The organism is Marinobacter nanhaiticus D15-8W, from assembly GCF_036511935.1.
Lineage (GTDB): Bacteria > Pseudomonadota > Gammaproteobacteria > Pseudomonadales > Oleiphilaceae > Marinobacter_A > Marinobacter_A nanhaiticus.
In genome coordinates this window covers 5,075,437-5,102,131 of record NZ_AP028878.1, presented here as the reverse complement: position 1 = coordinate 5,102,131, position 26,695 = coordinate 5,075,437, and the positions used below count along the sequence as shown (strand labels likewise).

Annotated in this window: 21 protein-coding genes, 1 pseudogene and 1 riboswitch; of the genes and pseudogenes, 14 read left to right on the top strand and 8 right to left on the bottom strand. The window is 61.1% G+C overall.

Features of this window, described 5'->3' with window-relative positions:
- The first annotated feature begins 148 nt into the window (after positions 1-148).
- The 7 genes and pseudogenes from RE428_RS22975 to RE428_RS22945 all read left to right on the top strand — a co-directional run bounded on the left by RE428_RS22975 (position 149) and on the right by RE428_RS22945 (position 6,685).
- Positions 149-1,368, top strand: a pseudogene (locus RE428_RS22975) (GMC oxidoreductase).
- Positions 1,369-1,623: 255 nt separating this feature from the next.
- Complete coding sequence (locus RE428_RS22970; RefSeq protein WP_004579822.1) at positions 1,624-2,571, top strand: choline ABC transporter substrate-binding protein; 948 nt, start codon at positions 1,624-1,626, stop codon at positions 2,569-2,571.
- A 75-nt stretch (positions 2,572-2,646) separates the two neighbouring features.
- On the top strand, positions 2,647-3,495 hold the full coding sequence (gene choW, locus RE428_RS22965) for a choline ABC transporter permease subunit (RefSeq protein WP_004579823.1): 849 nt from the start codon (positions 2,647-2,649) through the stop codon (positions 3,493-3,495).
- Positions 3,492-4,673, top strand: a complete 1,182-nt coding sequence (gene choV / locus RE428_RS22960; protein ID WP_004579824.1) for a choline ABC transporter ATP-binding protein — start codon at positions 3,492-3,494, stop codon at positions 4,671-4,673. The genes choW and choV overlap by 4 nt, the downstream gene beginning before the upstream one ends.
- 84 nt (positions 4,674-4,757) lie before the next feature.
- Positions 4,758-5,657: a LysR family transcriptional regulator gene (locus RE428_RS22955; RefSeq protein WP_004579825.1), complete on the top strand. Its 900-nt coding sequence runs from the start codon at positions 4,758-4,760 to the stop codon at positions 5,655-5,657.
- Between the two features lie 99 nt (positions 5,658-5,756).
- Positions 5,757-6,119, top strand: a complete 363-nt coding sequence (locus tag RE428_RS22950) for a DUF7352 domain-containing protein (protein WP_081614553.1) — start codon at positions 5,757-5,759, stop codon at positions 6,117-6,119.
- 68 nt (positions 6,120-6,187) lie between these two features.
- Positions 6,188-6,685, top strand: coding sequence for a phosphate-starvation-inducible PsiE family protein (locus RE428_RS22945; protein ID WP_004579827.1), 498 nt, complete (start codon positions 6,188-6,190; stop codon positions 6,683-6,685).
- Between the two features lie 10 nt (positions 6,686-6,695).
- On the opposite strand, the gene RE428_RS22940 is transcribed toward RE428_RS22945, so the two are convergent.
- Together RE428_RS22940 and RE428_RS22935 are read right to left on the bottom strand one after the other, a co-directional pair.
- Positions 6,696-7,904 (bottom strand): HD-GYP domain-containing protein, encoded by a 1,209-nt coding sequence (locus tag RE428_RS22940; protein WP_004579828.1) that lies wholly within the window; start codon positions 7,902-7,904, stop codon positions 6,696-6,698.
- A 157-nt stretch (positions 7,905-8,061) separates the two neighbouring features.
- Positions 8,062-8,886: a TatD family hydrolase gene (locus tag RE428_RS22935; protein WP_004579829.1), complete on the bottom strand. Its 825-nt coding sequence runs from the start codon at positions 8,884-8,886 to the stop codon at positions 8,062-8,064.
- Between the two features lie 114 nt (positions 8,887-9,000).
- Here RE428_RS22935 and RE428_RS22930 point away from each other — a divergent pair, with 114 nt between their 5' ends.
- Both RE428_RS22930 and RE428_RS22925 read left to right on the top strand, forming a co-directional pair.
- A complete protein-coding gene (locus tag RE428_RS22930; protein WP_004579830.1) occupies positions 9,001-9,825 on the top strand; it encodes a polyphosphate kinase 2 family protein in 825 nt (274 codons plus the stop codon).
- A gap of 168 nt (positions 9,826-9,993) precedes the next feature.
- Complete coding sequence (locus RE428_RS22925) at positions 9,994-12,492, top strand: ExeM/NucH family extracellular endonuclease (protein WP_004579831.1); 2,499 nt, start codon at positions 9,994-9,996, stop codon at positions 12,490-12,492.
- Between the two features lie 54 nt (positions 12,493-12,546).
- On the opposite strand, the gene RE428_RS22920 is transcribed toward RE428_RS22925, so the two are convergent.
- Genes RE428_RS22920 through RE428_RS22910 form a run of 3 tightly spaced genes read right to left on the bottom strand, consistent with a single transcriptional unit; the run spans position 12,547 to position 15,406 of the window.
- Positions 12,547-13,311 carry an ABC transporter ATP-binding protein gene (locus RE428_RS22920; protein WP_004579832.1) on the bottom strand — a complete coding sequence of 255 codons (765 nt, stop codon included), beginning with the start codon at positions 13,309-13,311 and terminating at the stop codon, positions 12,547-12,549.
- Positions 13,308-14,375: a FecCD family ABC transporter permease gene (locus RE428_RS22915; RefSeq protein WP_004579833.1), complete on the bottom strand. Its 1,068-nt coding sequence runs from the start codon at positions 14,373-14,375 to the stop codon at positions 13,308-13,310. Before RE428_RS22915 ends, RE428_RS22920 begins: the two co-directional genes overlap by 4 nt.
- The gene (locus RE428_RS22910) at positions 14,375-15,406 is read right to left on the bottom strand and encodes an ABC transporter substrate-binding protein (RefSeq protein WP_205624592.1); all 1,032 of its coding nucleotides are present in this window, start codon (positions 15,404-15,406) and stop codon (positions 14,375-14,377) included. Before RE428_RS22910 ends, RE428_RS22915 begins: the two co-directional genes overlap by 1 nt.
- Before the next feature lie 230 nt (positions 15,407-15,636).
- Positions 15,637-15,827: riboswitch (cobalamin riboswitch) on the bottom strand.
- A 303-nt stretch (positions 15,828-16,130) separates the two neighbouring features.
- Here RE428_RS22910 and RE428_RS22905 point away from each other — a divergent pair.
- From RE428_RS22905 to RE428_RS22895, 3 genes are all read left to right on the top strand, one after another.
- Entirely contained in the window at positions 16,131-18,017 is a 1,887-nt protein-coding gene (locus RE428_RS22905; RefSeq protein ID WP_004579836.1) for a putative bifunctional diguanylate cyclase/phosphodiesterase, read from the top strand.
- 82 nt (positions 18,018-18,099) lie between these two features.
- Positions 18,100-18,423, top strand: coding sequence for an Rdx family protein (locus tag RE428_RS22900; RefSeq protein ID WP_004579837.1), 324 nt, complete (start codon positions 18,100-18,102; stop codon positions 18,421-18,423).
- Positions 18,424-18,449: 26 nt separating this feature from the next.
- Entirely contained in the window at positions 18,450-19,655 is a 1,206-nt protein-coding gene (locus RE428_RS22895) for a methyltransferase (protein WP_004579838.1), read from the top strand.
- Here RE428_RS22895 and RE428_RS22890 read toward each other — a convergent pair whose 3' ends face one another.
- The 3 genes from RE428_RS22890 to RE428_RS22880 all read right to left on the bottom strand — a co-directional run bounded on the left by RE428_RS22890 (position 19,656) and on the right by RE428_RS22880 (position 24,138).
- Positions 19,656-20,150: an outer membrane protein assembly factor BamE gene (locus RE428_RS22890; RefSeq protein WP_004579839.1), complete on the bottom strand. Its 495-nt coding sequence runs from the start codon at positions 20,148-20,150 to the stop codon at positions 19,656-19,658.
- An 87-nt stretch (positions 20,151-20,237) separates the two neighbouring features.
- Positions 20,238-21,419 (bottom strand): OmpA family protein, encoded by a 1,182-nt coding sequence (locus RE428_RS22885; protein ID WP_004579840.1) that lies wholly within the window; start codon positions 21,417-21,419, stop codon positions 20,238-20,240.
- A gap of 424 nt (positions 21,420-21,843) precedes the next feature.
- The gene (locus RE428_RS22880) at positions 21,844-24,138 is read right to left on the bottom strand and encodes an ATP-dependent helicase (RefSeq protein ID WP_040882362.1); all 2,295 of its coding nucleotides are present in this window, start codon (positions 24,136-24,138) and stop codon (positions 21,844-21,846) included.
- Positions 24,139-24,178: 40 nt separating this feature from the next.
- Here RE428_RS22880 and RE428_RS22875 point away from each other — a divergent pair, with 40 nt between their 5' ends.
- Together RE428_RS22875 and RE428_RS22870 are read left to right on the top strand one after the other, a co-directional pair.
- Positions 24,179-24,562, top strand: a complete 384-nt coding sequence (locus RE428_RS22875) for a DUF2237 family protein (RefSeq protein ID WP_004579842.1) — start codon at positions 24,179-24,181, stop codon at positions 24,560-24,562.
- Entirely contained in the window at positions 24,563-26,692 is a 2,130-nt protein-coding gene (locus RE428_RS22870; protein WP_004579843.1) for a tRNA(Met) cytidine acetyltransferase TmcA, read from the top strand.
- Positions 26,693-26,695: the final 3 nt, after the last annotated feature.

Sequence of the window (26,695 nt, the reverse complement as noted above, 5' to 3'; positions counted from 1 at the left end):
TAGCGAGCGGGTAAGCCGGGCCGGGGCCCTCTGAGGCCAGGGATGGCCTCAGCGGAGCGTACAGGGACGTATTCACAGCGCGTCCCGGCCCGGCTTACCCGCGAAGCCCGGCACCGTATCCAGATCTCGAACAGCAGGAGAGACTGTTTTGAAGTTTGATCGTGAGTTTGACTATGTGGTGGTAGGCACCGGCTCGGCCGGTTGCGTGCTGGCGAACCGGCTGACCGAAGACGGCCAGGATCAGATATTGGTATTGGAAGCCGGCCGCCGGGACGATACCTGGAAAATCCATATGCCCGCCGCCCTGATGTACAACCTCATGGACGACAAGTACAACTGGTACTACCACACCGAGCCGCAGAAGTTCATGGACAACCGTCGGCTCTACTGGCCGCGGGCGTGGAATATGTGCAGGATGGCAAGACGCTACGCGTTGCTGCACGCAAAGAGGTCATCGTCAGCAGCGGTGCCATCAACTCGCCTCAGCTGCTCATGCTCTCCGGTATCGGTCCAGCGGCGGATCTGGAGAAGCTCGGTATCGAGGTCAAGGCCGATCGCCCCGGCGTGGGCCAGAACTTGCAGGATCACCTGGAACTCTACGTCCAGCACGAATGCAAGGAGCCGGTCACGCTCTACAAGTACACCACCCAGCCGGGCAAGACGATTGCCGGCGTGAAGTGGTTCCTCAACCACGACTGGGGCGCTTGCCGCACCGCACACCTCGAAGCCGGCGGTTTTATCCGCACCGAGGCGGGCGTGCGTCATCCGGATATCCAGTTCCACTTCCTGCCATCCCAGGTATTGGACCACGGCCGCAAGGATGCCGAGTGCCACGGCTTCCAGGTCCATGTTGGTCCGATGCGGCCGACGAGTCGCGGCTACCTGAAACTGAAATCCGACAAGCCTGGCGACCACCCGATCATCGAACCCAACCTGCTCAGCACCGAGCGGGACCGCTGGGAAATGCGCGAGAGCGTTAAGCTGACCCGTGAGATCTTCGCCCAGAAGGCGTTCGATCCGTATCGGGGCAAGGAACTGCGGCCAGGAGAGGAGATGAACTCCGACGCGGCTATCGACGCCTTCGTCCGCCAGTACTCGGACAGCGCCTACCATCCGTCCTGCACCTGCAAGATGGGCAACGCCAACGATCCGATGGCGGTGGTGGACGAACAGGCCCGGGTCTACGGCGTGCAGAACCTGCGCGTGGTGGACGCGTCGATCATGCCCAGCGTGGTCAGCGGCAATCTAAACGGGCCGACCATCATGCTGGCGGAAAAGTGCGCGGACCATATCCGCGGACGGGAGCTGCTAAGCCCTACGCCGGTCGATGTCTGGGAGCATCCGGATTGGCAGAACAGCCAGAGGTAACCGCAGGCATTACGCCGGTAGCCGGTGTTGTAAGGGTAAAGATGATAAGCGTCGAAACAGGCGCGTTTGAACGACAACAATGATGTTTTTCCCATAACGCTTTTGCTGAGCGTTCGTTTACAGACGAAGCGATCTTTCACAAAAGAAACGGGGAGCGTCTGACAGACACTCGATGTGGCTTTCGGGTCGATGATTCCTTCTGACCCAGGCCGGGTGTTTCTCACAGGCTCCTCCAGCTGGAGAAAGGAGAAAACGATGAAGAAGTTCTTTTTGGCTCTTAATGGTCTGATGATAACGGGTGGTTTGATGTTAAGCGGTGCGGTATTGGCTGCTCCAAACCAGGAATGCAAGCCCGTACGTTTTGCCGATGTGGGCTGGACCGATATCACCGCAACTACCGCACTGACCTCCGAAGTACTGGAGGGCATGGGTTACCAGCCGGAAGCCAAGGTGTTGTCCGTGCCGGTCACCTACCGCTCCCTGAAGAATGACGATATCGACGTTTTCCTGGGCAACTGGATGCCCACGATGGAAGCCGATATCCGCCCGTACCTGGAAAGCGGCGAAGTCGAAGACGTCCGCACCAATCTCACCGGTGCGAAGTATACGCTGGCCGTCCCCCAGTATGTTTACGATGCCGGTGTTACCAGCTTTGAGGATATTGCCAAGAACGCCGATAAGTTCGATAACCGCATCTACGGTATCGAGCCGGGTAACGACGGCAACCGCCTGATCCAGGACATGATCGACCAGGACGCTTTCGGCCTGAGTGATTTCCGCGTGGTCGAATCCAGCGAAGCCGGCATGTTGTCCCAGGTGGGCCGCGCCGTGCGCCGTGACGAGTGGATTGTTTTCCTGGCGTGGGAACCGCATCCGATGAACGCCAACCACGACCTGGAATACCTGTCCGGTGGCGATGAGTTCTTCGGCCCGAACTTCGGTGGCGCCACCGTCCACACCAACGTCCGTGAAGGCTACCTGGACGAGTGCCCGAACGTGGGTCAACTGCTGGAGAACCTCGAATTCTCGCTGCAGATGGAGAACGAGGTTATGGGCGCCATCCTCAATGACGGCGAGGAGCCCCGCGACGCGGCCCACGCATGGCTCGCCAATAACCCGTCCGTTCTGGACAAGTGGCTCGAAGGCGTGACCACGATCGACGGCGAGCCTGCGCTGCCGGCGGTCAAGGCCAGCCTTAAGTAAGCCCGTCGTATCTGTGCGCCGGTCTCTGCGGGACCGGCGCCAGAATCCTTTCTGAACCTGAAAAGACACAACACCATGAGCTGGATAACCGAGCATCAATTGCCATTCGGCGACTTCATGGAAGAGGTTGTCAATTTTCTCATCGACAACGGTAGCGGGTTCTTCGATGCCATATCGGAAAACCTCGGTGGCCTGATCCACGGTCTCACCGACGGCCTGCTCTGGGTACCGCCAGGTGTGATGGTGGCGCTGTTCACTGTCGCCGCCCATCTGCGCCACCGTCGCTGGGGACTCACTGCTTTCACGTTGATCAGCTTCCTGCTGATCTGGAACCTGGGATACTGGGAAGACACCATGGCGACCCTGTCGCTGGTGCTCTACGCCACGGTCCTTTGTATTGTCATCGGGATACCGCTGGGGATTTATGCGGCGCATCACCAATGGCTGTACAAGGGTATCCAGCCGATCCTGGACCTAATGCAGACCATCCCGCCCTTCGTCTATCTGATTCCGACGCTGACCCTGTTTGGTCTCGGCGTCGTGCCGGGCGTTATTTCCACCGTGATCTTCGCGATTGCGGCGCCTGTGCGCCTGACCTACCTGGGTATTTCCCAGGTGCCCACCGAACTGGTGGAAGCGGGCAAGGCGTTCGGATGTACCGATCGCCAACTGTTGTTCAAGATCGAACTGCCCGCGGCCATGAGCTCCATCGGCGCGGGTATTACCCAGTGCATCATGCTGTCGCTGTCCATGGTGGTCATCGCCGCATTGGTCGGCGCCGATGGCCTGGGCGTACCGGTCGTACGTGCGCTGAACACGGTGGACATCGGTAAGGGCTTCGAGGCCGGTCTGGCTATCGTCCTGCTGGCGATCTGGATGGACCGTTTCTTCCGTCAGAAAAATCCCGGGGAGGCTTCCGCATGATTGAGCTGGAAAACGTCAATGTGGTGTTTGGTCGGCAACCCCGGCGAGCTCTGCCGATGATCGAGCAGGGCCTGGACCGCGAGGCCATCCGTGAAAAGACCGGCTTGGTGGTCGGTGTCCAGGGTGCCAACCTGTCCATCAAGAAAGGCGAAATCTGCGTCCTGATGGGCCTGTCCGGGTCGGGCAAGTCCAGCCTGTTGCGCTGTATCAACGGCCTGAACAACGTCACCAGCGGCGCCATTCGCATTGAACATGACGGCCAGTCGGTGGACTTCACCCAGGCCAGCGACAAGGTGCAGCGGGATATCCGCACCCGACGCGTGTCCATGGTGTTCCAGAGCTTCGCGCTGATGCCCTGGCTTACCGTCGAAGAGAACGTTGGGTTCGGACTGGAACTGCAGGGGCTCGGCAAGTCCGAGCGGCAGGAGAAGGTCCAGCGCCAACTGGAGCTGGTTGGGCTGCAGGATTGGGCCAAGTGTCGACCCGACGAGCTTTCCGGCGGCATGCGCCAGCGCGTGGGTCTGGCCCGCGCCCTGGCCACCGAGTCTGAAATCCTGTTGATGGACGAACCGTTCTCGGCGCTGGATCCGCTAATCCGCCACCAGTTGCAGGACGAGCTCCTGAGCCTGCAGGCGGAGCTGCAAAAGACCATTGTCTTCGTCAGCCACGATCTGGACGAGGCTCTCAAGTTGGGCTCTCACATAGCCATCATGAAGGACGGCCAGATTGTCCAGCACGGCAAGCCGGAATCTATCGTGCTCAAGCCGGAGAACGATTACGTCAAGAGCTTCGTGGCCAGTACCAATCCTTTGAACGTACTGGCGGCGCGCTCGCTGATGCTGCCGATCGACCAGGTGCCGGAAGACGCCGAGGGCAACCGCTGCCTCAACAAGCGCTACGATACCTGGCTGCATACACCGGAAAGCGCCGAGAAAGCGGTCGTTACCAGTCAGGGCCAGACCTACCAGACCCAACACTGGCAGGAAGGGCAGGCCATCGACAGTCTGGCAAAGCGGCCCACCTGTATCGCTCCGTCCACGCCCCTGCGTGATGCAGTGGAGATCCGCTACTTCACCGGCCACAGCCTGTTAGTGGAGGAAAACGGTGCGATTATCGGCGCCATCGGTGACCGGGAACTGTATCACGCCATGCTGGGTAAGCATCTGGACGATAGCTGAGCTGCTCGGGTCCAACGGTCCATGGCTGGAGCGTCGGCGTAAATCCCTCTAGGATGATGCCGACGCCTGCCACAGGATTCCAGGATGCTCGATACCCTGAATTTCCGTCACCTCTACTATTTTTGGGTCATCGCCCACGAGGGGTCGCTGGCTCAGGCCAGCGAACGCCTCGATCTGGCGCCCCAGACGCTTAGCGGCCAACTTGCCAGCCTGGAACAGGCGGTCGGTGGTCTGTTATTTCGACGGGAAAGCCGGCGCCTGTTCCTGACTGATCTCGGGCGCACGGTTCTGGGCTACGCCGATGAGATGTTTTCGGTTGCCGATGAATTGTGCCAGGTGGTCCAAAGTGCCCCTGAGGACCGGCCATTGAAGCTGGTGGTTGGCGTCTCTGCCTCTATCCACAAGCTGATTGCCTACCATCTGATTGAACCCGCCCTGACGTTGGATCGGGACGTGCAGCTTACATGTCGCACGGCGCGTATCGAGGACCTGCTGAGGGATCTCGCACGTCAGCAGCTGGATGTCCTGCTGACTGACCGTGTGCCGCTGACCGATGCCGGCGCACGCTGGCATCTTCACGAGCTGGGCCAGTCCGGTATCAGCCTGTTCGCGGCACCGGCATTGGCGCAGCGTCTGACGCCGGGCTATCCGGCCAGTCTCAATGGCCAGCCATTCCTGGCCAACGCCCTCGACGCGCCCTACCTGCACCAGCTGACCCGCTGGTTCAGTGAGCAGGGTGTGCGTCTCAAGGTGCGGGCGGAAATCGACGACAGCGCGCTGATCAAGGTATTCGGGCGGCAGGGACAGGGCGTATTCGCCGCGCCGACGCTCATCGCCGACGAAGTCTGCCGGCAGTATGAGGTGGCCTGTCTGGGGCATGTGGAGGGAGTGACCGACCACCTCTACGCCATCACCCGAACGCGACAAAGCACCCACCCGGCGGTGGAAGCCATCTGCCGCCAACGCATCACGGCGCGGCGTTAACCTTCGAATAAACCGAACGATAATGCTCAAATAATCTGTTTTATCCCGATCCATCCGCACCGATGATAGAGCTGTTACTCACGGTCAGAGGGCTGAACCATGAAGACTGTTCATAAGTATCGTCTTGATATATCGGGAGAACCGAAGGCATTGAACCTGCGCGAGGGTTATCGCGTCGTGCGGTGCGAATACCTGCTCGCGGAAAAGGCCGTGTACCTCTGGGTGGAAGTACCGCTGAATGTCGATATTCCGGTCCGGCAGCGCCAGTTCCGAGTGGTGTATTCCGGCGAGCCGGTGCCAGAGACCTATGAGCATGTGGACACGGCGCTGGACCCGTTCGGGCCCGAGGCCTATCACGTCTATGCACTGCCCGAACAGACAGGACACCAGCGCTACGTACCGGTAGATGCCGATTACATTCAGGCGCGTCCGTCTCCGGCACCGAGGCACCAAGCCGCCTGACAGAGCGATATCCAGCGAAGGGGCCTGAGGGCCCCTTTTTTTATGTCCCTAGTGGAAGGAAACGAGCCATGGCCGAATCGAGCACATCAGACAAAACGCCGAGCGAGTCAGAGAAGAGCGGATTGCGCAAGGGCTTCGACCCGCTTCTCCTGGACAAGCTGAACATGCTGATCCGGGGTGCATTGCGGGTACTGGCTCTGCTCATGGTTTTCGTGATCCTGATGGGCGTGGTGGACGTGGCCTGGACGCTTTACCAGAAGCTGGTTACACCGCCTCGGTATATCCTCACGATTTCGGACATGCTGGCCACTTTCGGAGCCTTCATGGCGGTACTGATCGCGATAGAGATCTTCGTCAATATCACCATCTACCTGAGGGATAATGTCTTCCACGTGAAAATTGTGATCGCGACCGCGCTCATGGCCATCTCGCGGAAGGTCATCATCCTCGACCTGGAAACGGTGGAGCCGGCCTACCTGTGGGGTATCGCGATGATCGTGATTGCCGTTGGCATCACCTACTGGATCGTCAGCCAGATCGGGGATGACGGGGCTGTCTCGCACTGAGCAAGGGAATTCAGGCCAGGAAGCGCCTGATGTCGATCTTGTAGGTCGCCGGATCGACGGCACGCACGATTCGATCCTGGGCATTGGGCTTGGTCAGGTCCAGGGTCTCCACCTTGATCGGCATACGGAATCGGGTGTGGTACATGATTCGGATGACCGGCAGGCGCTGGTCATCTTCGTTGCCCTCGATAACCACGCCAAGACGACCACTCTCCAACAACACCAATGAACCCACAGGGTAAATGCCGATGCACCGGATAAACTGGCGCACCAGTTCGGGATCGAGGTGGTCGCCGCTCCATTCCAGCAGCTTTTTCAGTCCCTGGGTCGGGGTCATGCCCACGTGGTAGACCCGGTTGGAGGTAATGGCATCGTAGACATCGGCAATAGCCACCATGCGACCGTAGACCGAAATGTCCTCGCCTTTCAGCCCGCAAGGATAGCCGCTGCCGTCCATGCGTTCGTGGTGCTGGGCGGCGGTGAGCAGGGTCAGCTCGCCAATGCCTTCCGTGCTGGCCAGGATGTCATGGGAGTGGACCGCGTGCTTTTTCATGACCGCGAACTCTTCCGGGGTCAGACGGCCGGGTTTATGCAGGATTTCGTCCGGGGTGAGGATCTTGCCGATATCGTGCAGCAGGGCACCGACCACCGTTTGGTGGAGCACATCCGGCGGGTGCGTCATGGCCTTACCAAAGATCGACATCAACACGCTCAGGTTGACTGAGTGCTCCAGCAGGTAATTGTCCTTTTCACGAATACGTCCCAGGCAGGCCATGGCGTTGGGATTGCGGAACACGGATTCCTGGATGTTGCCTGCCAGTTCGTGTACCGGCGCCAAGTCAATGGCTTTGCCCAGCTTCACGTCCTGCATCAGGTTACCGACGAGGCTCTGGGTTTCGCTATGGATGCGCCTGGCGATGATCATCTCTTCGTCGAGCGCCGCATGGGGAGCCAGGTGGGGGGCAAGCCCTCCCGCCTGCTGCAATAACGTTTCGTTCTGTTTGTCGACTTCGTGAACGGGTTCTCCGTCGATGCTATCCAAGCCCTTCGAGGGATCGATATAGATCTGGGTTACACCCAGGCGTTTGATCTTTTCGATGGTTTCGTCTGTGCGAACAATCCCCCGTCGCTTGTCATTGTTATGGGGGATCCAGTCGTTGTTCAGGTCGGTAACGTACATACCGACCTTGAGAGAACGGATAGGAATGCGCTTGATCATAGTGCACGCGGTGCCGGTTACAGATAACGAATCGTCCCGCCAAAAGCGTCATGTCGACGTGTCCCTTTGCTGTACGAAGTCTAGACGATTTCAGAGCAACCGCATGTGAAAACCGTGTGAAAAGATATCCGTTTCTTCGCACGACCGACCACAGCGGTTAGGCGGGGGCACCGTTCAAGTGATCAAAGAAGAGTTTCAGACTATTGGCGTAGGTCTGGGTGAGCACATGCTCTAGGGGCAGATCCTTGACCTCGGCGACCTTCTCGGCAACGAACGGGATGTAGAATGGCGCGTTTTCCCGACCACGGTAGGGCACCGGCGTCAGGAACGGGGAATCGGTTTCCAGCAAGAGTTGCTCGATAGGCGTCATGCGGATGATATCCCGCACGTTTTCCGCCTTGTTGAAGGTGGAGATGCCGTTGAAGCCCAGGCACCACCCTTGTTCCAGGGCGTAGCGCGCCAGTCCGGGGCCGGAGGTGAAGCTGTGGATCACGCCCCGGCGCTTGAGGGTAGCTTCGAATTCCCTGAGGATTTCTATAGTGTCCTCGTCCGCCTCGCGGCTGTGGATCACCACCGGACGATCGGTATCGCAGGCGATCTGCAGCTGGCGGCGGAACACCTCCCGCTGGATGTTGCGGTCGGCATTGTCATAGAAATAATCCAGCCCTATTTCGCCAACGGCCACCATCTTGTCACCACCGACGTGGGCGCGGATTTCTTGTTCGGCGGCGTCGGTGTAGGCCTCCGCATCGTGCGGGTGAACACCCTGGGTGCCGTAGACGAAGTCGGCCTGGCCGGTAAGATCGCGCACGGTGGCCAGGTTGTCCGGCGACACGGCAATGGTGACGATGCGCTCGATATTCACGCGCTGGGCCTCTGCGAGCGTTTCTTCCAATGGTCTATCCTTGAGATAGTCCAGGTGGCAGTGGGTCTCGATAATTGGCTGGTCGAATACCGGGATTTCGCGACGCTTCTTGCTCATGGTTCGTGTCTTGAATCGGGAAAAGAATGAAGTAGCTCGAAGTTTACCATTGCCGAACACCCAGACCCCAATCCGTGAAGTTACGGTCAATTTGCGGCGATCATCGGGAGGAACATGATCACTACACCTTTCAACGAGTCCTGGCTTTTCGATCCCGGGCGTCCGCGCATCGAGGATTATGCCCCGGACATGGAGGATACGAGTGCGCTACCGCATCTCGAGACCAGCCTGGAGCAGATCGGCGAGTACCAGCGCCGCCTATGGGCCAATCGCAAGCGCGCCGTGCTGCTGATGGTCCACGGCCTGGATGCCAGCGGCAAGGACAGTCTGATCCGCACTCTCGCCACCTATATGGACCCGGCTGGCTTTCATGCCTGGTCTTTCAGCCGGCCTCAGGGCGCGGAAGTACGGCACGACTTCCTCTGGCGCGTGGTGCCGTTGTTACCGGCTTATGGTGAGCTGGTGGCGTTCAATCGTAGTCACCATGAGGCCGTTATTGCTGAGCGGTTGTGGCCTGTCCATTCGAAGGCCCACTACGACTGGGAGGCCCGCTATAGCGCCATCCGCGCCTTCGAAACCCACCTGAGCCGGGAAGGCACCACGGTCATCAAGTGCTGGCTGCGAACGTCCGATGAAGAGCACCGCCGGCGATTGCTCAAGCGCCTGGACAAACCCCGCAAGCGCTGGAAGTTCGACCCGTCCGACGTCGAGGGCTGGCGTTTGCGCGACGAATACCAGGCCTATGCGGAGGAAGCTATCGCCGCCACGCACACCGACGATGGCCCCTGGCTGATGATCCCCGGCGATCGCAAGCCGGTGGCACGATCCATCATCGCCGCGGTGTTGGCGGAGCAGCTGCAGAAACTGGCGCCAGACTATCCGGCTGAGGACGAAGCAACCCTTAAGGCCTATCGCAAGCTGCTGGAATCCGGCGACTAGGCGGTCGGCGACTCGTTTTGGAGCAGATCAGAGAGGCTGTCTTAAAAACGCCACATACCGGTCATCTTTCCCACACTTCGACGTCATATTCCCTCGCCAGACTCGGTGATGCCCTGAAAAACCCACTCGTAATCCGAAAAATCCAGAACAACGCAAAGGGAAGGCATCATGAAAATGCGACATCTGGCGCTGGCGTCCGCCATTGCCGGCCTGTTGGCCGGACAGGCGCAGGCTGACCTGGTTATCAGCGAATACATCGAAGGCTCCAGCAACAACAAGGCGATCGAGCTGCTCAATACGGGTTCCGGGAGCGTCGACCTGACGGCCTGGGAACTGCAGGTCTATTTCAACGGCAGCAGCTCACCGGGCCTGACCCTGGACCTGCAGGGCAACGTTGCCCCGGGTGCCAATCATGTCTATGGCCACAGCTTGGCCGACCCTGCGATCCTGGCGGTTGCCGATCAGACGACCGGTGCGGGCATGTACAACGGTGACGATGCGGTCGTGTTGCTCAATGGCGGCGCTATCGTCGATAGCATCGGCCAGGTGGGCGTCGACCCGGGTAGTTACTGGGGCAACGACGATACCAGGACCCAGAACCAGACCTTGCGTCGTCGCACTGGCACGAGCCCCGATGCCGACCCGTTCAACGCGTTTGACCCGGCGGCGAATTACGACGCCTTCCCCCAGGACAGTTTCGACGACCTGGGGGCGGCCGGCGGTAACGACGACGGCGATCCCACGGATCCAGACCCGACCGCGCCGGATATGACCTGTGGCGCACCGGCGACCCTGATCTCGGCTATACAGGGCTCCGGCAACGTCAGCCCGATGGTCGATTCCAACGTAGTGGTTGAAGCCACGGTGTCCGCTTATGCTGCCGGCGACGATGGCCTGGGTGGGTTCTACATTCAGGAAGAAGCGGGCGATCAGGATGGCAACGCGGCTACATCCGAAGCGCTCTTCGTCTACGAGCCGGGTGCCGCGGCCAACGTAGGTGACCAGGTTCGCGTCGCCGGTACCGTGGTTGAATACAATGGTCTGACTGAGTTGACGTCGGTGAGTGCGCTGACCGTCTGCGGGTCCGGCCCAGCTATACAGCCTACCGTCATCAGCCTGCCCTGGACCGATGAAAGCGCACCGGAAGCCTGGGAAAATATGCTGGTTACCCTCGAACAGCCGCTCACGGTCACCGATAACTACGACCTGGGCCGCTACGGCAGTCTGACCCTGGGCAGCGGCCGTCATTTCATCCCCACCAACGTAGCTGCACCGGGTGCCGAAGCCCAACTGGTGGCGGAAATGAACGCCTTGGATAGCCTGATTCTCGACGACGGCTCCAACGCGCAAAATCCGGCCGTGGTGCCATATCCCGCCCCGCAACTGAGTGCGGTCAATACCGTTCGCGCCGGCGATGAGGTGCAGTATGTGGTGGGTGTTCTGGACTACCGGTTCGACGCCTGGCGCCTGCAGCCGACACAGCAACCGTCCTTCAACGCTGTCAACGAGCGTACCGATGCACCGGCACTCGATGCCCGCGGCAATCTGGTGGTGGCGTCTTTCAACGTACTCAACTTCTTCAATGGCGACGGCATGGGCGGCGGCTTCCCCACAGCACGGGGCGCCAATGATCCGAGTGAACTGCAGCGCCAGACCGACAAGCTGGTCAGCGCCATTCGCGCCCTGGATGCGGATATCGTTGGCCTGATGGAAATCGAGAACGACGGTTACGGTGACGAGAGTGCTGTAGCCGAGTTGGCGGATGCCCTGGGCGACGAGTGGGATTATGTCGATCCGGGCCTTGAGCAGTTGGGAGGCGACGCCATTGCCGTGGCCATCATCTACCGTAGCGACCGCGTAGAAACCGTAGGCGAGGCGGCCACGTTGACCGGGCCGAGCTTCCAGGACCTGAACCGTCAGCCCCTGGCCCAGACCTTCAGGCTGCTCGACAGCGAGGATGGCCTGACCGTCGTGGTCAACCACCTCAAGTCCAAGGGCTGCGGCGACGCCGACGGCGCCAATGCGGACCAGGGCGACGGGCAGGGTTGCTGGAACGCCGCCCGTACCCAGGCGGCCCGGGCGCTGTCGACCTGGCTGGCGAACGACGCCACCGGTTCCGGCGAAGAGGATGTCCTTATTATCGGCGACCTGAACGCCTATGCCATGGAAGACCCGATTTCAGCGCTTAAGTCATCGGGCTACGCCAACCTGGTGGATCGCTTCATCGGCGGTCAGGCATACTCCTACGTGTTCTATGGCGACGCCGGCTATCTCGATCATGCCCTGGCCAATAGCGCGCTGGCGGACAAGGTCATCGACACCACGATCTGGCATATCAATGCCGACGAACCGCGGATCCTGGACTACAACCTGGAGTACCAGACCCCGGAGCAGCAGGCCAGCTTGTACGCGCCGGATGCGTACCGCGCCTCCGATCATGATCCGGTGATCATCGCTTTGGAGATGGGCACGGCTCCTCCCAGTGCTTCACCGGACATCAACGGCGACGGCCGTATCGACGGCCGTGACCTGGCCCGCCTGACCCTGGCGCTGCTTTTCGGTCGCGGCGATGTGGAACGTTACGACATCGATGGCGACGGCAGGGTTAATGTGCGCGACCTTTTCGCGCTGCTGCAGGCGAAGCATGACGCCCGTCGTACTGTCTAGAACCTGGCTTGTTCAGGTTTCTAAAACGCCCGCAATCGCGGGCGTTTTTTTGGACTAGAGCGGATGCCGAAAACGCATGATTCGGCTGCCGTCTACCGGGTCGTCGATAATATCGGCCTGTACGCCGAAGGTGCGGCGCAGACGTTCGGTGGTAAGCACCTCCGACGGCGTTCCCAACGCTACCAGGCGCCCGCCTTCCATGGCGGCGAGCCGGTCGCAGTCCATAGCCTGGTTGAGGTCGTGCAGCGCGATCACTACCGTCATGGGCAACTGTCGGACCAGGGTCAGGATGGAGAGCTGATGGTGGACATCCAGGTGATTGGTGGGCTCGTCCAGCAGCAGGATTTTCGGTTGCTGGGCCAGGGCCCGGGCGATATGCACCCGTTGGCGTTCTCCGCCGGACAGGGTATGCCACAGCCGGTCGGCGAAGTGGAGCATGTCCACATCGGTCAGGGCCTGGGAGACGATCGATTCATCGCGATCCGACCACTGGCGTAGCGCGGACAGGAAGGGGGTGCGTCCCAACTCCACAGCCTGGCGCACGGTCAGTCGTTCGGTGGTTTCCGCCTGTTGCTCGACCAGGGCGATGGACTGGGCAATCTCGCGCTGGTGCATACCGATGAGCGATCGATCATTGAGCAGCACGCGGCCCTGCCTGGGTTTACGCAATCCGGCCAGCAACCTCAGCAGGGTGGTCTTGCCCGATCCGTTGGGGCCGATCAGGCCAAAGGTTTCCCCCGGTTCGATTGCCAGGCTGACGTCCGCCAGGAGTTTTCGGCCGTGGACGCTCCAATGCAGATGTTCGCCGACCAGTTTCATCGTGCCCCCGTACCGCGAATCAGGATCAGCGCGAAGGCCGGTGCGCCGATTAACGAGGTGATCACACCGATAGGCAGAACCTGACCGGGCACGAGGATACGCGAGAGGATGTCCGAGCCGATCAGGAACACCGCGCCCGCCAGGGCCGAGGCGGGTACCAGCCGGGCATGGCGGCTGCCGACGATAAAGCGCATGGCGTGGGGGATCACCAGTCCGACAAAGCCGATAGCACCTACCATCGACACCATGACGGCCGTGACCAGTGCCGTCGTCGCAATCAGGATGCCCCGGACCGGCCGCACCGCGATACCCAGGGACGCTGCGCTGTCGGCGCCAAAGGTGAACGCGTCCAGCGCGCGCATGTGCCATAGGCAGACCAGCAGGCCGCCCACAGCCGCTGGAACCGCAAGTACGACATCCTCCCAACGTACGCCGGAGAGATTCCCGAGCAGCCAGAACATAATGCCTCGTGCCTGCTCGGCATTGGCCGATTTGGCAATGATGAAGGCGGTCAGGGCATTGAACAGTTGCGAGCCGGCAATACCGGAGAGGATGATGGCCCCGGCCGCCTGCAGTCCCCGACCGCCACCTGCACCCCCGGTAGCGGCGTGGGCGAGCATGACCACCAGACCGAACGCCAGCGTCGCGCCGGCGAAGGCGCCCATCGACAGGGTGATCGCCCCGGCGCCGATGCCCGCCACCGTCACCGCAACGGCGCCCGTGGAAGCGCCGGCGGAAATACCCATCAGGAACGGCTCGGCCAGGGGGTTACGTAGCAGCGCCTGGAGTACCACGCCGGCGAGGGCCAGCCCGGCGCCGCAGGAGGCCGCCACGATGGCCCGACTGAGCCGGTAGCTCCAGACGATCCCCTCGTCGATACGATCCACCGGATACCCCGCACCCCAGAGCCGGTTGGCCAGCACCTTGAGCACGGTCTCGACGGGAATCCGCGTCTCGCCGATGGCCGTCCCCGCGATGAGGGCGCTAAGCAGCACCAGCGGCGTCAACCAGAGCCAGCGTAGCCTGGGGCTTGTCACGGCTTGCAGGACCAGCGCGGATTGCATCAGTCGAAGGACATCTCGCCAAGGGTCTCGGACAGTTCCTCAAGGCCGAAGATAGTACGCATGGTGGCGCTCATGGCGTGGGCGTCCATCTGCACGATACGGCCTTCCTGTACCGCGGTCATCTGGCTGGTCACTGGATCCTTGCGAAGGAACGCCAGCTTCTTCTCCACGTCGTCCGCTGGGAAGCGGCGGCGGTCCATACGAGCCACTACAATCACGTCCGGGTCCGCCTTGGCGATGGATTCCCAGCCAACGGTGGGCCATTCCTCGTTCGATTCGATCACGTTCTCGATGCCCAGCTTGTCCATCATGTAGCCTGGTGCGCCCAGGCGGCCGGCCACATAGGGATCGATTTCCAGATCGGCGGATGAGAACCAGAACACCGCTGACAGGTCGTCCGGAAGGTCGAGACTCTCGGCACGCTCGACAGCATCTGCTTCACGCGCCTTGAGGCTGTCGACCAGGTCTGCCCCGGCATTCTTTACATCATAGATGGCGGCCAGCTCGGTGATTCCCTTATAGATAGAGTCTGTAGAGAACGCGGTGACGCGGGTGCCGTCGCCGCCCGTGGAATTGTCCTTCGTGTCGCAGTCCGCCGGCATGATGTAGGTGGGAATACCCAGCTCGTGGAACTGGCCACGGGTCGCGACGCTACCAGTGGCGCCCACATGCCATTCATACTGCACGGCCACAAGGTCGGGCTTCTTGTTAACCACCGCTTCGAAGCTCGGGTCGTTGTCGGCGATCCGCTCGATGCCGGCATTGAGCGCCTTGAATTCGGGCAATGTCGGGTTGAACCATACGGAAGTACCGGAGACGGTCTCGCCTACGCCGAGGGAATAGATGATCTCGGTAGCGGACTGGCCTATCGTCACGGTGTTGTCCGGGGCGGCATCGAAGCTGACGTCTAGCCCGCAGTTCCTAATCGTCAGCGGGTAGTCTGTCGTCTCTGCTGCTACGAGTAAGGCGGGAAGTGCAGCTAGCGCAAATGCCAGCAAGCGTATGGGAGCCGTCGTGGGGGTATTTCCCACGGACTCCCGTTTGAATAACCGGGCCCGGGAGTGATGTTTATCACTGTGTCTGGAGCTGCAAAACATGGTTCAACCTCCTTGCATCGCTTCTGCGCGCGTCGACTATAAGTAAAATGTTATAACATAACAATAAGCGATCGCGACGGACGGAGAGAGGGTTCGGGAGGTTGTCTGCTGAACAGTACGGATGGGACTGTTTCCTTCCTTTCCCCGGGTCACCCCGCCCGGTGTCGTGAATGGGATTGTCGGCAGGTCTCCTGACTGACGGGTCGTCGCTCGCCCGGCCTTCCCGGGATAACATCCCAGTGGCGCGGAGGGCGTGGCTCACCGTCTACAGTTGCGGGGGCAGTTTCGGTTCGCAGCCAAGCTGCGGCGAATTCCCTATTAATTCCCGAAGGAAACCGACCGGGCGAGCATATACAGCTTCCCGGGATCGGGCAAGCTATGGGCTTAAGTGGCTCATTCACCGCAGCCGATGGCGACGTAACTGATGGTGGTATAGGTGTTTTCGTTGGGCGCCGGAGCCCCCACAATGGTCGCCATGGGACGTATGCCAGCCCATGTTCTAGACTGCAAAAAGACGCGGCTGCCTTTCCCGTTGTTCCGCGCCTGGAGGTTCCAGCTTTTATGATCGGTTTGATCCAGAGAGTCCTGATCGACCTCGTCCGTCAGCATGGTGGCGACGACGCGGTCTGTACCTTCCGTCTGCGAACGGAGTCCGCCGGTGACTGATTCGGAAAAGCGTCTGCGGCGAGAGATCAATGAGATCGCCGACCAGCTCTGCCAGGCGATCGACGGCCGTTTCGACTTCCAGGTCAATGCCGAATCTGACGACATGGATGTGCAGAAGCTGTCGGTGCTCGCGAACTTAGTACTCGAGTCCGTGCGGCGAAATATCGAGGAGCTGGAACAGGTCAAGACCGAGCTGGAAGAGCGGGTGGCGGAGCGGACGCGCCGTCTCGACCTGGTGATCGACGGTACCAATGACGGCGTCTGGGAATGGGATCCTGCGTCAGATCGACTCCAGGTGTCCCAACGCTGGCTTGATATGATTGGACGTTCGGCGCTGGAAAGGACATTGCGGCTGGATGACTGGCTGACGATGCTGTTTCCGCCGGATCGGGAGGGTTTCCGGCGCCAACTGGAAGACCACCTCGAGGGAAAGATCGATCGCTTCCGGGCGGAGTGCCGGGTATCCGATGGCGCGGGAGGCTATCGCTGGGTCGTCGCACGGGGGATCTGCGATCATGATCCGGAGACGGGCCATGTGCGTCTGGTCTCCGGCACCCAGGCGGATGTCACTCACCAACGTTTCGTGAACCCGGTGACCGGGTTGCCCAACGCGCGCTACCTCGAACTGGTCCTCAGTGAACGGCTGGAAGGGGCGCCGGTGGAGCCGATCAATCTGGTCGTTGTTTCCATGCCGAATGTAACCATGATCGGCGAGACCCTGAGCACTCACGAGACGTCATTGTTGTCACAGCAACTCCGTGAGCGGGTGGAAGCCTGCATTCATCCCGGGGAGCTGATGGCCAGTCTGGCGGATACCACACTCGCGATCCTGATCGACGCCCACGATCCCAAAGCGATTCACGCCCGCGCACGGGAAATCCAGAGTCAGTTCGACAGGATGTTCGAGATCGACGGCCGTAGCCTCTGGATCTCGGCGGTAGTGGGTGCCATTCCGGTTAACGAGACTGGCCTGGGTTCCGCCGAGGCCGTGCTTCAGGCGGCCCGAATGCTGATCCGCAAGGCACGCCAGCGCGGCAGTGGCAGTTATCTTGTCTACCAGCGGGAGATGCGGGAAGAAAACCTGAGCCGCCTGGAGACCGAGCAGCTATTGCGCAGCGCCTTGCGCGAGGGTTGGGTTGAGCCCTTCCTGCAACCGCTGGTGGACTTGCACCAAGGTTGCGTGACGGGTTTCGAGGTGCTCGCCAGGATACGTCACCCCCAACAGGGGCTGATATCCCCGGCCCTGTTTATTCCGGTGGCTGAGGAGACCGGCCTGATCCGCGAACTCAGCACACGCATTCTCGAGCTCACGATACCCCTGTTCCACGATCCGGGCCTGGTGGAGCGTTTCGGGCCTGACTTCACCTTGAGCATCAACCTGTCGCCGGTTCAACTGCATGATCCCAAGTTGGCCGTGGACCTGTTGCAGCGCCTGGAACAGGCCAACGTACCGCCGCAGCGCCTGAAGATCGAGTTGACCGAAACCGCGGTCATGGCCGATTCCCGGGTGGCGGTCAATCTCATGACGGAATTGCGTGAGCGGGGTGTCGCCGTGGCCCTGGACGACTTCGGGGCCGGCTATTCCTCGCTGGGCTATATTCGCAGCTTGCCCCTGGACCAGCTCAAAATCGACCGTTCACTCGTGTCCGGTGTGGATACTGATGGGGAGAAGCGGGTCATTCTTGAAATGATCATTACCCTTTGCGAACGGCTGGATCTGGTCGTGGTGGTGGAGGGCATCGAAAACGAACTGGAACTGAGTTGCCTGCTGGGTATGGGCGCCGTCGTCGGACAGGGCTTCCTGTTCAGCCGGCCGCTGCCTGTTGCGGAACTGTTGCAGAAGGTACCCCACCATGGGCTGCTGCAGGCTGCGCAATAGGCCTGGCCAGTGCGCCGCGGAGACTGGACAATATGCGCTGAATCCTCTGCCCGCTGAATGCCCTACCCGCAAGGAGCCCGCCATGGCTAGCCGTGTCGAAATCCATTACTGCACCCAGTGCCGTTGGCTGCTCCGCTCGGCCTGGATGGCGCAGGAGCTGTTGACCACCTTCGAGGACGAAATCGGCGAACTGACGTTGAGGCCGGGGACCGGCGGTATCTTCGAAGTCCACGCCGACGGCCGGCGGGTCTGGTCGCGCAAGGAGCAAGGGCGCTTTCCGGATATTACCGAGCTGAAACAGGTCGTGCGGGATGTGATTGCGCCGGATCGTAGCCTGGGCCATATCGACCGCGCCAGCCGCTCCGAAAATAGTGGTGGCAGGGAAAAGAAGGACCGGTCGGAGTAATCGCGACGTTGAAGACGACTGAATCCATGACCCAGCCCACTGATGGCTTCCTGCGCTGGAAGGCCTTGGACCAATGGCTCGCGGTCCACGGTGACATCTGGCGTCCGGCGCCGTTCGCCTCGCCGGAGCCCGCATGGGCCGCACGCTACCCCGAAATGGCCGATTTCCTGATGGCACTCGACGACGAGGCTGTCGCCCGATTCGAGTCGAACTCGATGGCACTGGTGAATGAACTGGCGCGCTGGCTACCTGACCTGGCTGTCCGTGATGATCTCGTGGACCTGCCGTCGTTGGGTGGCGAGCCACACCCGCTCCCTGAAACCAGAGCGGTGGATATGCCCGGGCGCAAACGGGAACAGGCGGGAGCTTTTGCCTCCGCCATCCGGCCACTGAAATACCCTGTGCTGGACTGGTGCTGTGGCAAGGGGCACCTGGCCCGCACGTTGGCACCGTTCGCCAGGTCGGCATTGGAAGGCTACGAGTGGAACCCCGAGCTGGTAGCGGATGGCAACGCGCTTGCTGAGCACTACGGTGATCCGGTAAGACTTCACACCCAGGATGTGCTCGACAAAGACTTGATCTGGCCCGTTCGGCGTCATGGTGTGGCATTGCATGCCTGCGGTGACCTGCATCGCCGGTTAATCGTCGGAGCGGCGCAGCGGCGCTGGCCACGGGTCAGTCTGTCGCCCTGTTGCTTTCATCTGACCGCAAGCACCGACTATCGGCCGCTCTCTTTGCAGGCGAAGGAGTGGAGTAGCAACGCGGGGCTATCCCGTCAGGATATCCGGCTGGCGGTGAGGGAGACGGTCACCGCACCCGCCCGGGTACGTCGGCAAACCGGGCTGAACCAGGTGTGGCGCCTGGGCTTCGATGGCTTGCAGCGCCAGGTTCGAGGCGTAAACGATTATCTGCCGGTGCCGCCGCATCCGCCGGCATTGAACCATCAAGGCTTTGAAGCTTTCTGTCGCTGGGCGGCGGCCAAGAAGCAGATTGAATTGCCCGCCGATTTGGATTTCAGTCGTTGGCTCGCTTTCGGCGAGCAACGCCAGCGGCAAGTCCGTCGTCATGAGCTGCTGCGCCATCTGTTCAGGCGCCCATTGGAAGTCTGGATGGTGCTGGACTATGTGCTCTATCTGGAGGAGCAGGGCTATGACGTTCGTCTGGGGACTTTCTGTGATCGTAAGCTGACACCGCGCAACCTGCTGCTCGATGCAATCGTGGCCAGCGACTGATCAGGGCTTGCGGTAAACCACATTTTCCACGCAGCCGTCCCGGAAGTAGACGTAGGTCAGTTCGTACATCATGCCGTAGTAATCGGTGGTGTAGACCCAGGTTTCCTGGGGGACGGGGTAGGTTTCCGGCGGACGACCGAAGGCTTTGATGACGTTTTCCCTGGTCATGCCTTTGACCACCTGTTCGCGAATGATGTAGCGGCGCAGGTCGGTGGAGGGAATGTAACGACAGGCACTGCTCTCGACAGGCGGTGTCGCGGTCCGGGATTGCTCGGGTTCGGATTCCTGCTGTTTCGGTAGGTCCGGGAGGTTACTATCGAAGCTACCGCCGATGCGGTTATCCGGGACGTTAATGCGTTCGGCAGTTTCTCCGCAGGGCGTATCTGAATAGCTGACACCGTCGGCTCCGGTACAGCGGAAGACGTCTGAACTTACCGAACGGTCTGCGCCAATCAGCATGCAGATACCGATAAGGATCAAGGCGGTACTGCGCATATCCACCTCCTCGCTTACGTACTCAGGCCTCTAAAAGAACGCCCGGCGCGAAGCCGGGCGTTGTTGGCTGGCTTGACCCACCCCGTTTTAGCGTTCGAGTTGAATGCGAGCCTCGACTCGGCGGTTGTCCGCGCGTCCGGCTTCGGTTGAGTTGTCAGCGACCGGCTCGCTTTCCCCATAGCCCATCGCACTGACCCGATCAGGATCCACGCCCAGCATGTCCGTCAGACGGTCAGCCACGGACTGGGCCCGGCGCTGCGATAGTTCCTGGTTATACGATGCAGGACCCACACTGTCGGTGTGACCGGCGACCTCGACGGTGGTTCCAGGATTCTCCTTGAGGAAGTCGGCGACACGGCGCAGCTCGCTATCGTACTTGTCACCGATGTCATCGCTATTGAACGGGAATTGTACCTCCAGCGTGAACGTCTGGACGCGCTCGGTAACACCTTCACAACCACGCTCATCGACTTCGACACCGGCCTGGGTTCCCGGGCACTGATCCTTACTGTTCACCACGCCGTCGTTGTCGCTGTCCAGCTCACAGCCGCGGCTGTTGACCTCAGCCCCGGACGGGGTGTTCGGACAGTCATCGCGGCTGTCGGCGACACCATCGTTATCGCTGTCGAGTTCGCAGCCATTGGCGTCCACCTGGGCGCCGGCTGACGTGTTCGGACACTGATCCCGCTCATCGTTGACGCCATCGTTGTCAGAATCCTGTGGCGCGGCGGGCTCGGGTTCACCGCCGCCAAAGCCGAAGGCGAAGCTGATGCCCACCGTCGCCAGGGTGTCGAAGTGCTCTTTGTCGAGACTGTAGTACTCGCGCACGTCGCCCCGGAGGGAAACGACATCACTGACGTTGTAGCGGATACCGCCGCCGAAATTCAGCCGGGTTTCGCCGTCGGTGCCACCGCCGATTTCGTCAAAGTCCGTGTGGCCGGCACCGGTGGCGACGTATGGGTTCCAGTCTTCGTCCGGGTCGGCGAAGTAGTAGAGGCCATCCAGGCGGTAGTCCTCGAAGTCGCTGTCGCCGGGTAAGTGTTGGCGATCAGCATCGCCCCGGGAGAAAACGCCCTCCACCGCCCAGCGGGGCAGGAACCGGTACTCCAGGCCCACGCCAAAAGTGGCGGTTTCACTGAGATCACAATCTTCATCGAACCACTGGAATCCCATGAAAGGATTGACGTATACCTTTTGTTCGTCCGCCAGGGCTGGCGTTGCTATGGCTGCTGCAAGCGTGGCGACAGCCAGTGAGCGGGGTAGGGTCATGTGAACCTCCTGTTCGTTTCATGTCGGTTTTTCTGCTTTCGGTTCTTGTTGTTCGGTTATGTAAGGGAAGAAGCCGTACTGCAGAGCCCAACCGGCTAAAGAGGTATCCGATAACACTTGAGATGTCGGAAGGATTAAGTGGTTTTCAGGCCCTCTCTAAGCAACCCATTACGTGCAATTTAAGTGATGAGATTCATGTTGCACAGGTTTGAGGGGGTTTATTGCAGGATTGAAATGTTTTCTTGGCTTTTGGGGACGGGGGCTGAAGCGGGTGGGAGCCGTCGCTTACGCCGTCTTGGATGGCCGTCCCTGGCCAGCCAAGACTACCGGGGACGTCCTTGTCCCCCGCTTCAGCGACAGCACCCACCCGCTTCGTTCGAGCTCTCGGCCGCCTCATTCATCAACGATCTGCTCAGTAGAGGATTTAAGACGCATCCGGCAGACGGAAGTAAAGATGGGCGCTCTTCTTGCTGAACGTCAGGGTTTCGCCGGTGTCGAAGCGGACATCGAAAGCCCCCTCCGATTCGTCGGTGACCTGACCGGGACCGAGGATCGCGTGAACCAGGCGGCTTTGGTGCCAAAGCGGTCCCCCCTGATCAGGTTCAGCGCTGGTTTCCGGAGCAATCAGTTTAACGCCGGCCCTGTCGGCGTAGCGTTGACTGATGGTTGTCAGCGGATGGTTGAGCGAGAGTTCGGAGCCGGGCTCCGGTTGGTCATCCAGTTGTTCGCCAAAGTGAGCGGAGACCGGAAAACACAGTTCATGCAGGAAGCGACTGCGGCCTTGGTCACCGTCCAGGTGAGGGGTACCGGTGTCGGGGCGGGTGATGAGGTGGAGCGCCTGTTTCGTGCGGGTGAGGGCGACGTAGAGCAGCCGACGCTCACTCTCGACCAGCGCCTTGATGTCGTCGGATTGCCGGGCGGTGTAGGGCAGGTATTTTTCCTGCAGGCCGGGAATGATCACCACTGGCCACTCCAGCCCCTTGGTGCGGTGCATCGTCGACAGCTGTATGCCACCACGACCCGGCTGGCGGGCCTGTTGGCGCAGGGTATCCAGGTGGGCCAGGGTTTCGCCGACACCCGCGTCAAGGCCGTCGATATAGGCCTGGAAACCGCGCACCGTCTCGATTCGCTCGTCGGCGGACTCGTGGGTCATAGCCAGGCTGCGGATGCCTTCGAACAGCTCGGTGTCATCGGCATAGCGCTCGATCAGGTCGCTGGCTGAGCCTGGGAAATTGTCCAGTTCCAGCAGGCAGCGGCCCAGTTTCTTGAGCTTGCGCGACGGCATCGGCCCGATGGCATCGAAATCCAGGTCAAGTAGTCTGGCGCCCCAATCCCGTTCGAAGCGGGCCAGAAACTGTGCCAGGTTCTGCAGTTCCGCTTCCTTGAGCCCCACGTGGGGAAATCGCAGCAGGCTGCGGGCGGTGTCCAGGCGGGCTTCTTCCGGCAATATCGGTAGTTGGCCGCCACAGACCCGTAACAGGTGGGTAATGGCTTCTACTTCGCGGGTGAACAGCGCGCCCTTATTGCTGTCGATGCGGTAGGGAATCTGCCGTGCCAGCAAGCGCAGTTCGATCGGCACGCTCTGACTCCAGACCCTGAACAGCACGGCGACCGATTCCAGCGGATCACCTCTATCGCGGAGGGCCTCCACCAGCCGTAGGACCACGTCGCTGTCCTGCCCGGACTCATGGAGTTCGACATGCGTGGCCGGTGTGGTCGGATGGGAATGGCAGAGGACATCCTTACGCCCGGTGTTGTGGCTGATGAGGTGGTTAGCCAACAGTGCCACCCGATGGCCGTAGCGGAAGGTGTAGCTCAGGGTCTGCTCCAGCGGGCTCTCGAACTCTTCACTGAAGCGGTTGAGGATGAATTCCGGCTGGGCACCGCGGAATTCATAGATGGTCTGGTCCGGATCACCTACCACCGTGACCCGCGCCCGTTCGCCGGCGATGTAGCGCAGCAGCAGGTGCTGGATCTCGTTGGTGTCCTGGTATTCGTCCACCATCACCAGGTCCATCTTGTTGGCCACCAGCCGTTGCAGCGGAGGGTTCTGGTGGATGGCCATCACCGGTTCATAGAGCATGTCGGCATAGCTGATGCGGGCGTTGCGCTTGCGCCATTGCTCGAAGCCGTGGAACAGGTCGATGAGGTAGCGGTGCTTGGCACCGTAGCCCATCTGCTCCCAGACGATGTCCACCGGGGAGAGGGTGGTCTTCACCATGTCGATGAAGTGGGATGCGGTTTCGACGTAGTCCTTCTTGCTGCGCTTGATTTCGTCCTGCAGGGACTCCGGCGCGAGCTGACGGGTCAGCAGCCAGACCTGGAAGTTGATTTCCTGGTCGCTGAGGATGTCGTCGACGAAATCCGGCAGGTAGCCCTCGCGCACGAAGCGTTTGTAGAGGCGAAAACCCATGGCGTGGTAGGTGCGGGTTTCCGGTAGCCCGAGGCCGGTGTCGCGCGCCACCGTTTGCAGTTTCTTTTGGAAATCGTCCCGGGCGCTGCGGTTGAACATCAGCACCAGCATGCGGTTGGGATCGTGCCCCTGTTCCAGCAGGTAGCGAATGCGCCAGGCCAGGGTGGTAGTCTTGCCACTGCCCGCAACGGCGGTGATCAGCGCATGCTCGTAGCCGGCGGTGATGATGGCGTGCTGTTCGTCGGTCAGGTGCGGGGGGAGGGCTGTCGGCATGGGCGCTATTCTGGCACGGTCGCCGGGTGTCATCCATAATGGATGCCTTCATTTCATGATCCGGAGATGCCTTGTGGCACAAGAGAAACCCGAATCCCTGAACGTACTCGGCGAAACGCTCGAAACCTGTGGCCTCGATCCCAAAACCGGCTTCTATCGCGACGGCTGTTGCAATGTTGGGCCCGATGACTACGGCGTCCATGCTGTCTGTGCCGTGGTTACCGACGAGTTCCTGGAATTCTCGAAGGCAAAGGGCAATGACCTGTCCACACCGCGGCCGGAGTTTGGCTTCGAAGGCCTGCGTGACGGCGATGCCTGGTGCCTGTGCGCCAGTCGCTGGCAGGAGGCCTTCGATGCCGGCAAGGCGCCCCGCGTGCGCTTGCGGGCGACCCATCAGGCGGCCCTGCTGCACTGCAATCTTGATGACCTGAAAAGCCGCAACGCCGATCTGAGCTAGATGGCGGAAACCTCTTTCCCAACATCCTGGCCCACGCCTGAGGCCCTGAAACGCTGGCAACAGGAGCTGCATCGTGCCGGCGAGCGTCGGCTGGTGCTCGTTGAGGCGGCGGCCGATCAGGGCCGTCGCTATGCCTCCGAAATCTTTGCCTCTCGCCCGGATGCTCGTCGGCTCTGGGTGGGGGAGCCGGACCTAAGCCCATCCGTAAAACCTCAGCGGGCGCCGGAATGGCTGGGCCGCGAACTGGATGTTGTGGTGTGGGACGGCTGGCGGGGTAATCCGCCGGACGGCATCGCCGCACTGCTTGGAACACTGGGTGCGGGCGGGCTTTTTGTCTGGTTGATGCCGCCGCTGGACGAATGGCCGGATTATCGCGATCCGGATTACCGGCGGACCGGTCTGGTCGATATCCCCGGGCACGCCTTTGCCCGGCGGCTGGCCGGCATCCTCCAGAATGATCCCCAGGTCGTGCGACTGGGATCGGACGGGCTGCGGGCTGGAACCCTGAAGTTGTCGGCTTCCGCGCCGGCGTTCACGCCGGGTGATACCGAGGATCAGCTGGCGGCCATCGATGCCATCTGCCGCACCGGACTGGGTCGGCGCCGTCGCCCACTGATCCTGCGCGCCGACCGGGGCCGCGGCAAGTCTACGGCTTTGGGGCGGGCAGCGGCTCAACTACTGCAGGATAAACGTGAGCGCATTGTGGTTACCGCGCCTTCCGCAGATGCTGTCGAACAGGTATTCACCGCGGCGCAGGCCGTATGGCCCGAGGCCGTTCGATCGGGGATGACGCTCGCTGATAACGACCATTCCCTGAAATTTGTTCCTCCAGATGTGCTGCTCCGGGAAAAACCGGAAGCGGGTCTGGTGTTGGTGGACGAGGCGGCGGGGCTGCCGTCGCCCATGCTGGAGTCGATCCTGACCGGCTGGCCGCGGGTGGTGTTTTCAACCACCGTCCACGGTTATGAGGGGAGCGGTCGCGGCTTTGACGTGCGCTTCCGGGAAGTGCTCGATCGAGTTACGCCACGTTGGCAGGGGTTGCACCTGCGGCAGCCTATCCGCTGGAGCGAGGGCGATCCGTTGGAACAGCTGACCAATCGCCTGTTCCTGCTGGATGCGGAAAGTACTTCGGACATCGACGCCAGCGCAGACGTCCGTCTTGAACACTGGCAACCTGCCGAAGCCAGTGAAGCGGAGCTATCGGAAGCCTTCGGTCTGCTGACCGATGCTCACTATCGCACTACGCCGGGGGACTTGCGCCAGTGGCTGGACGACCCAAATGCGGAAACCTGGCTGGCGCGGTCGGGCGGGGCTGTTGTCGGCGTGCTCTGGATCAGTCATGAAGGCGGTCTGCCAGCACCGTTGGCGGAGCAGGTGATGCGTGGCGAGCGTCGCATCCGCGGCCACCTCCTCGCCCAGGGCTTGGCCAGCCATGGCGGAATGGCGGAAGCAGCGAGTCTGTCTATTGCGCGGGTGGTGCGTATTGCGGTGCATCCGGACCTGCGCCGGCGTCGGGTGGGTCGCGAGCTCCTGGAGGCGGGCCGTGTGTGGGCGGTCGAGGCCGGCTGCGATCTGTTCGGTACCAGCTTCGGTGCCACGCCCGGGCTGCTCTCCTTTTGGCGTAACGCCGGTTTGAAGCCGCTCAGGCTGGGGCTTCATCAATCAGCCAGCAGTGGCGAGCACACGCTGCAGATGGCTGTTGGCTGTTCCGAGGCGGGTAGCCGGGTAGTGCATGTCCTCAAGCAGCGGTTTGCTGAACACTGGCCGCTGCTGCTTGCCGCCAATTTCCCGGACCTCGATCCTGACCTGGCTCTGGGTCTGACTGAAGATTGGTTGCGCCCGGAGCCCCTTGCACCGATGGATCATACGGAGCTCGCGGCTTTTGCAGACAGCCATCGGCTGTTCGAGCTTTCTCGGCTGCCATTGCAGAGGCTGAGTCGAATGGCGGGCGTGGCCCGCCTGATCAATGCCGTGCCTGATGGTCAGCTCTGGTGTCGCGCGGTACTGCAGGGATGGAGTTGGGCAGCGCTGCAATCCGCGGGGCTGTGTGTCGGACGACGGGATGGTGAAACCCGCTTGCGACGCCTGACCCGGAAAATTCTTGAAACAGTCGACATCTTCGGCGTTTGAGCG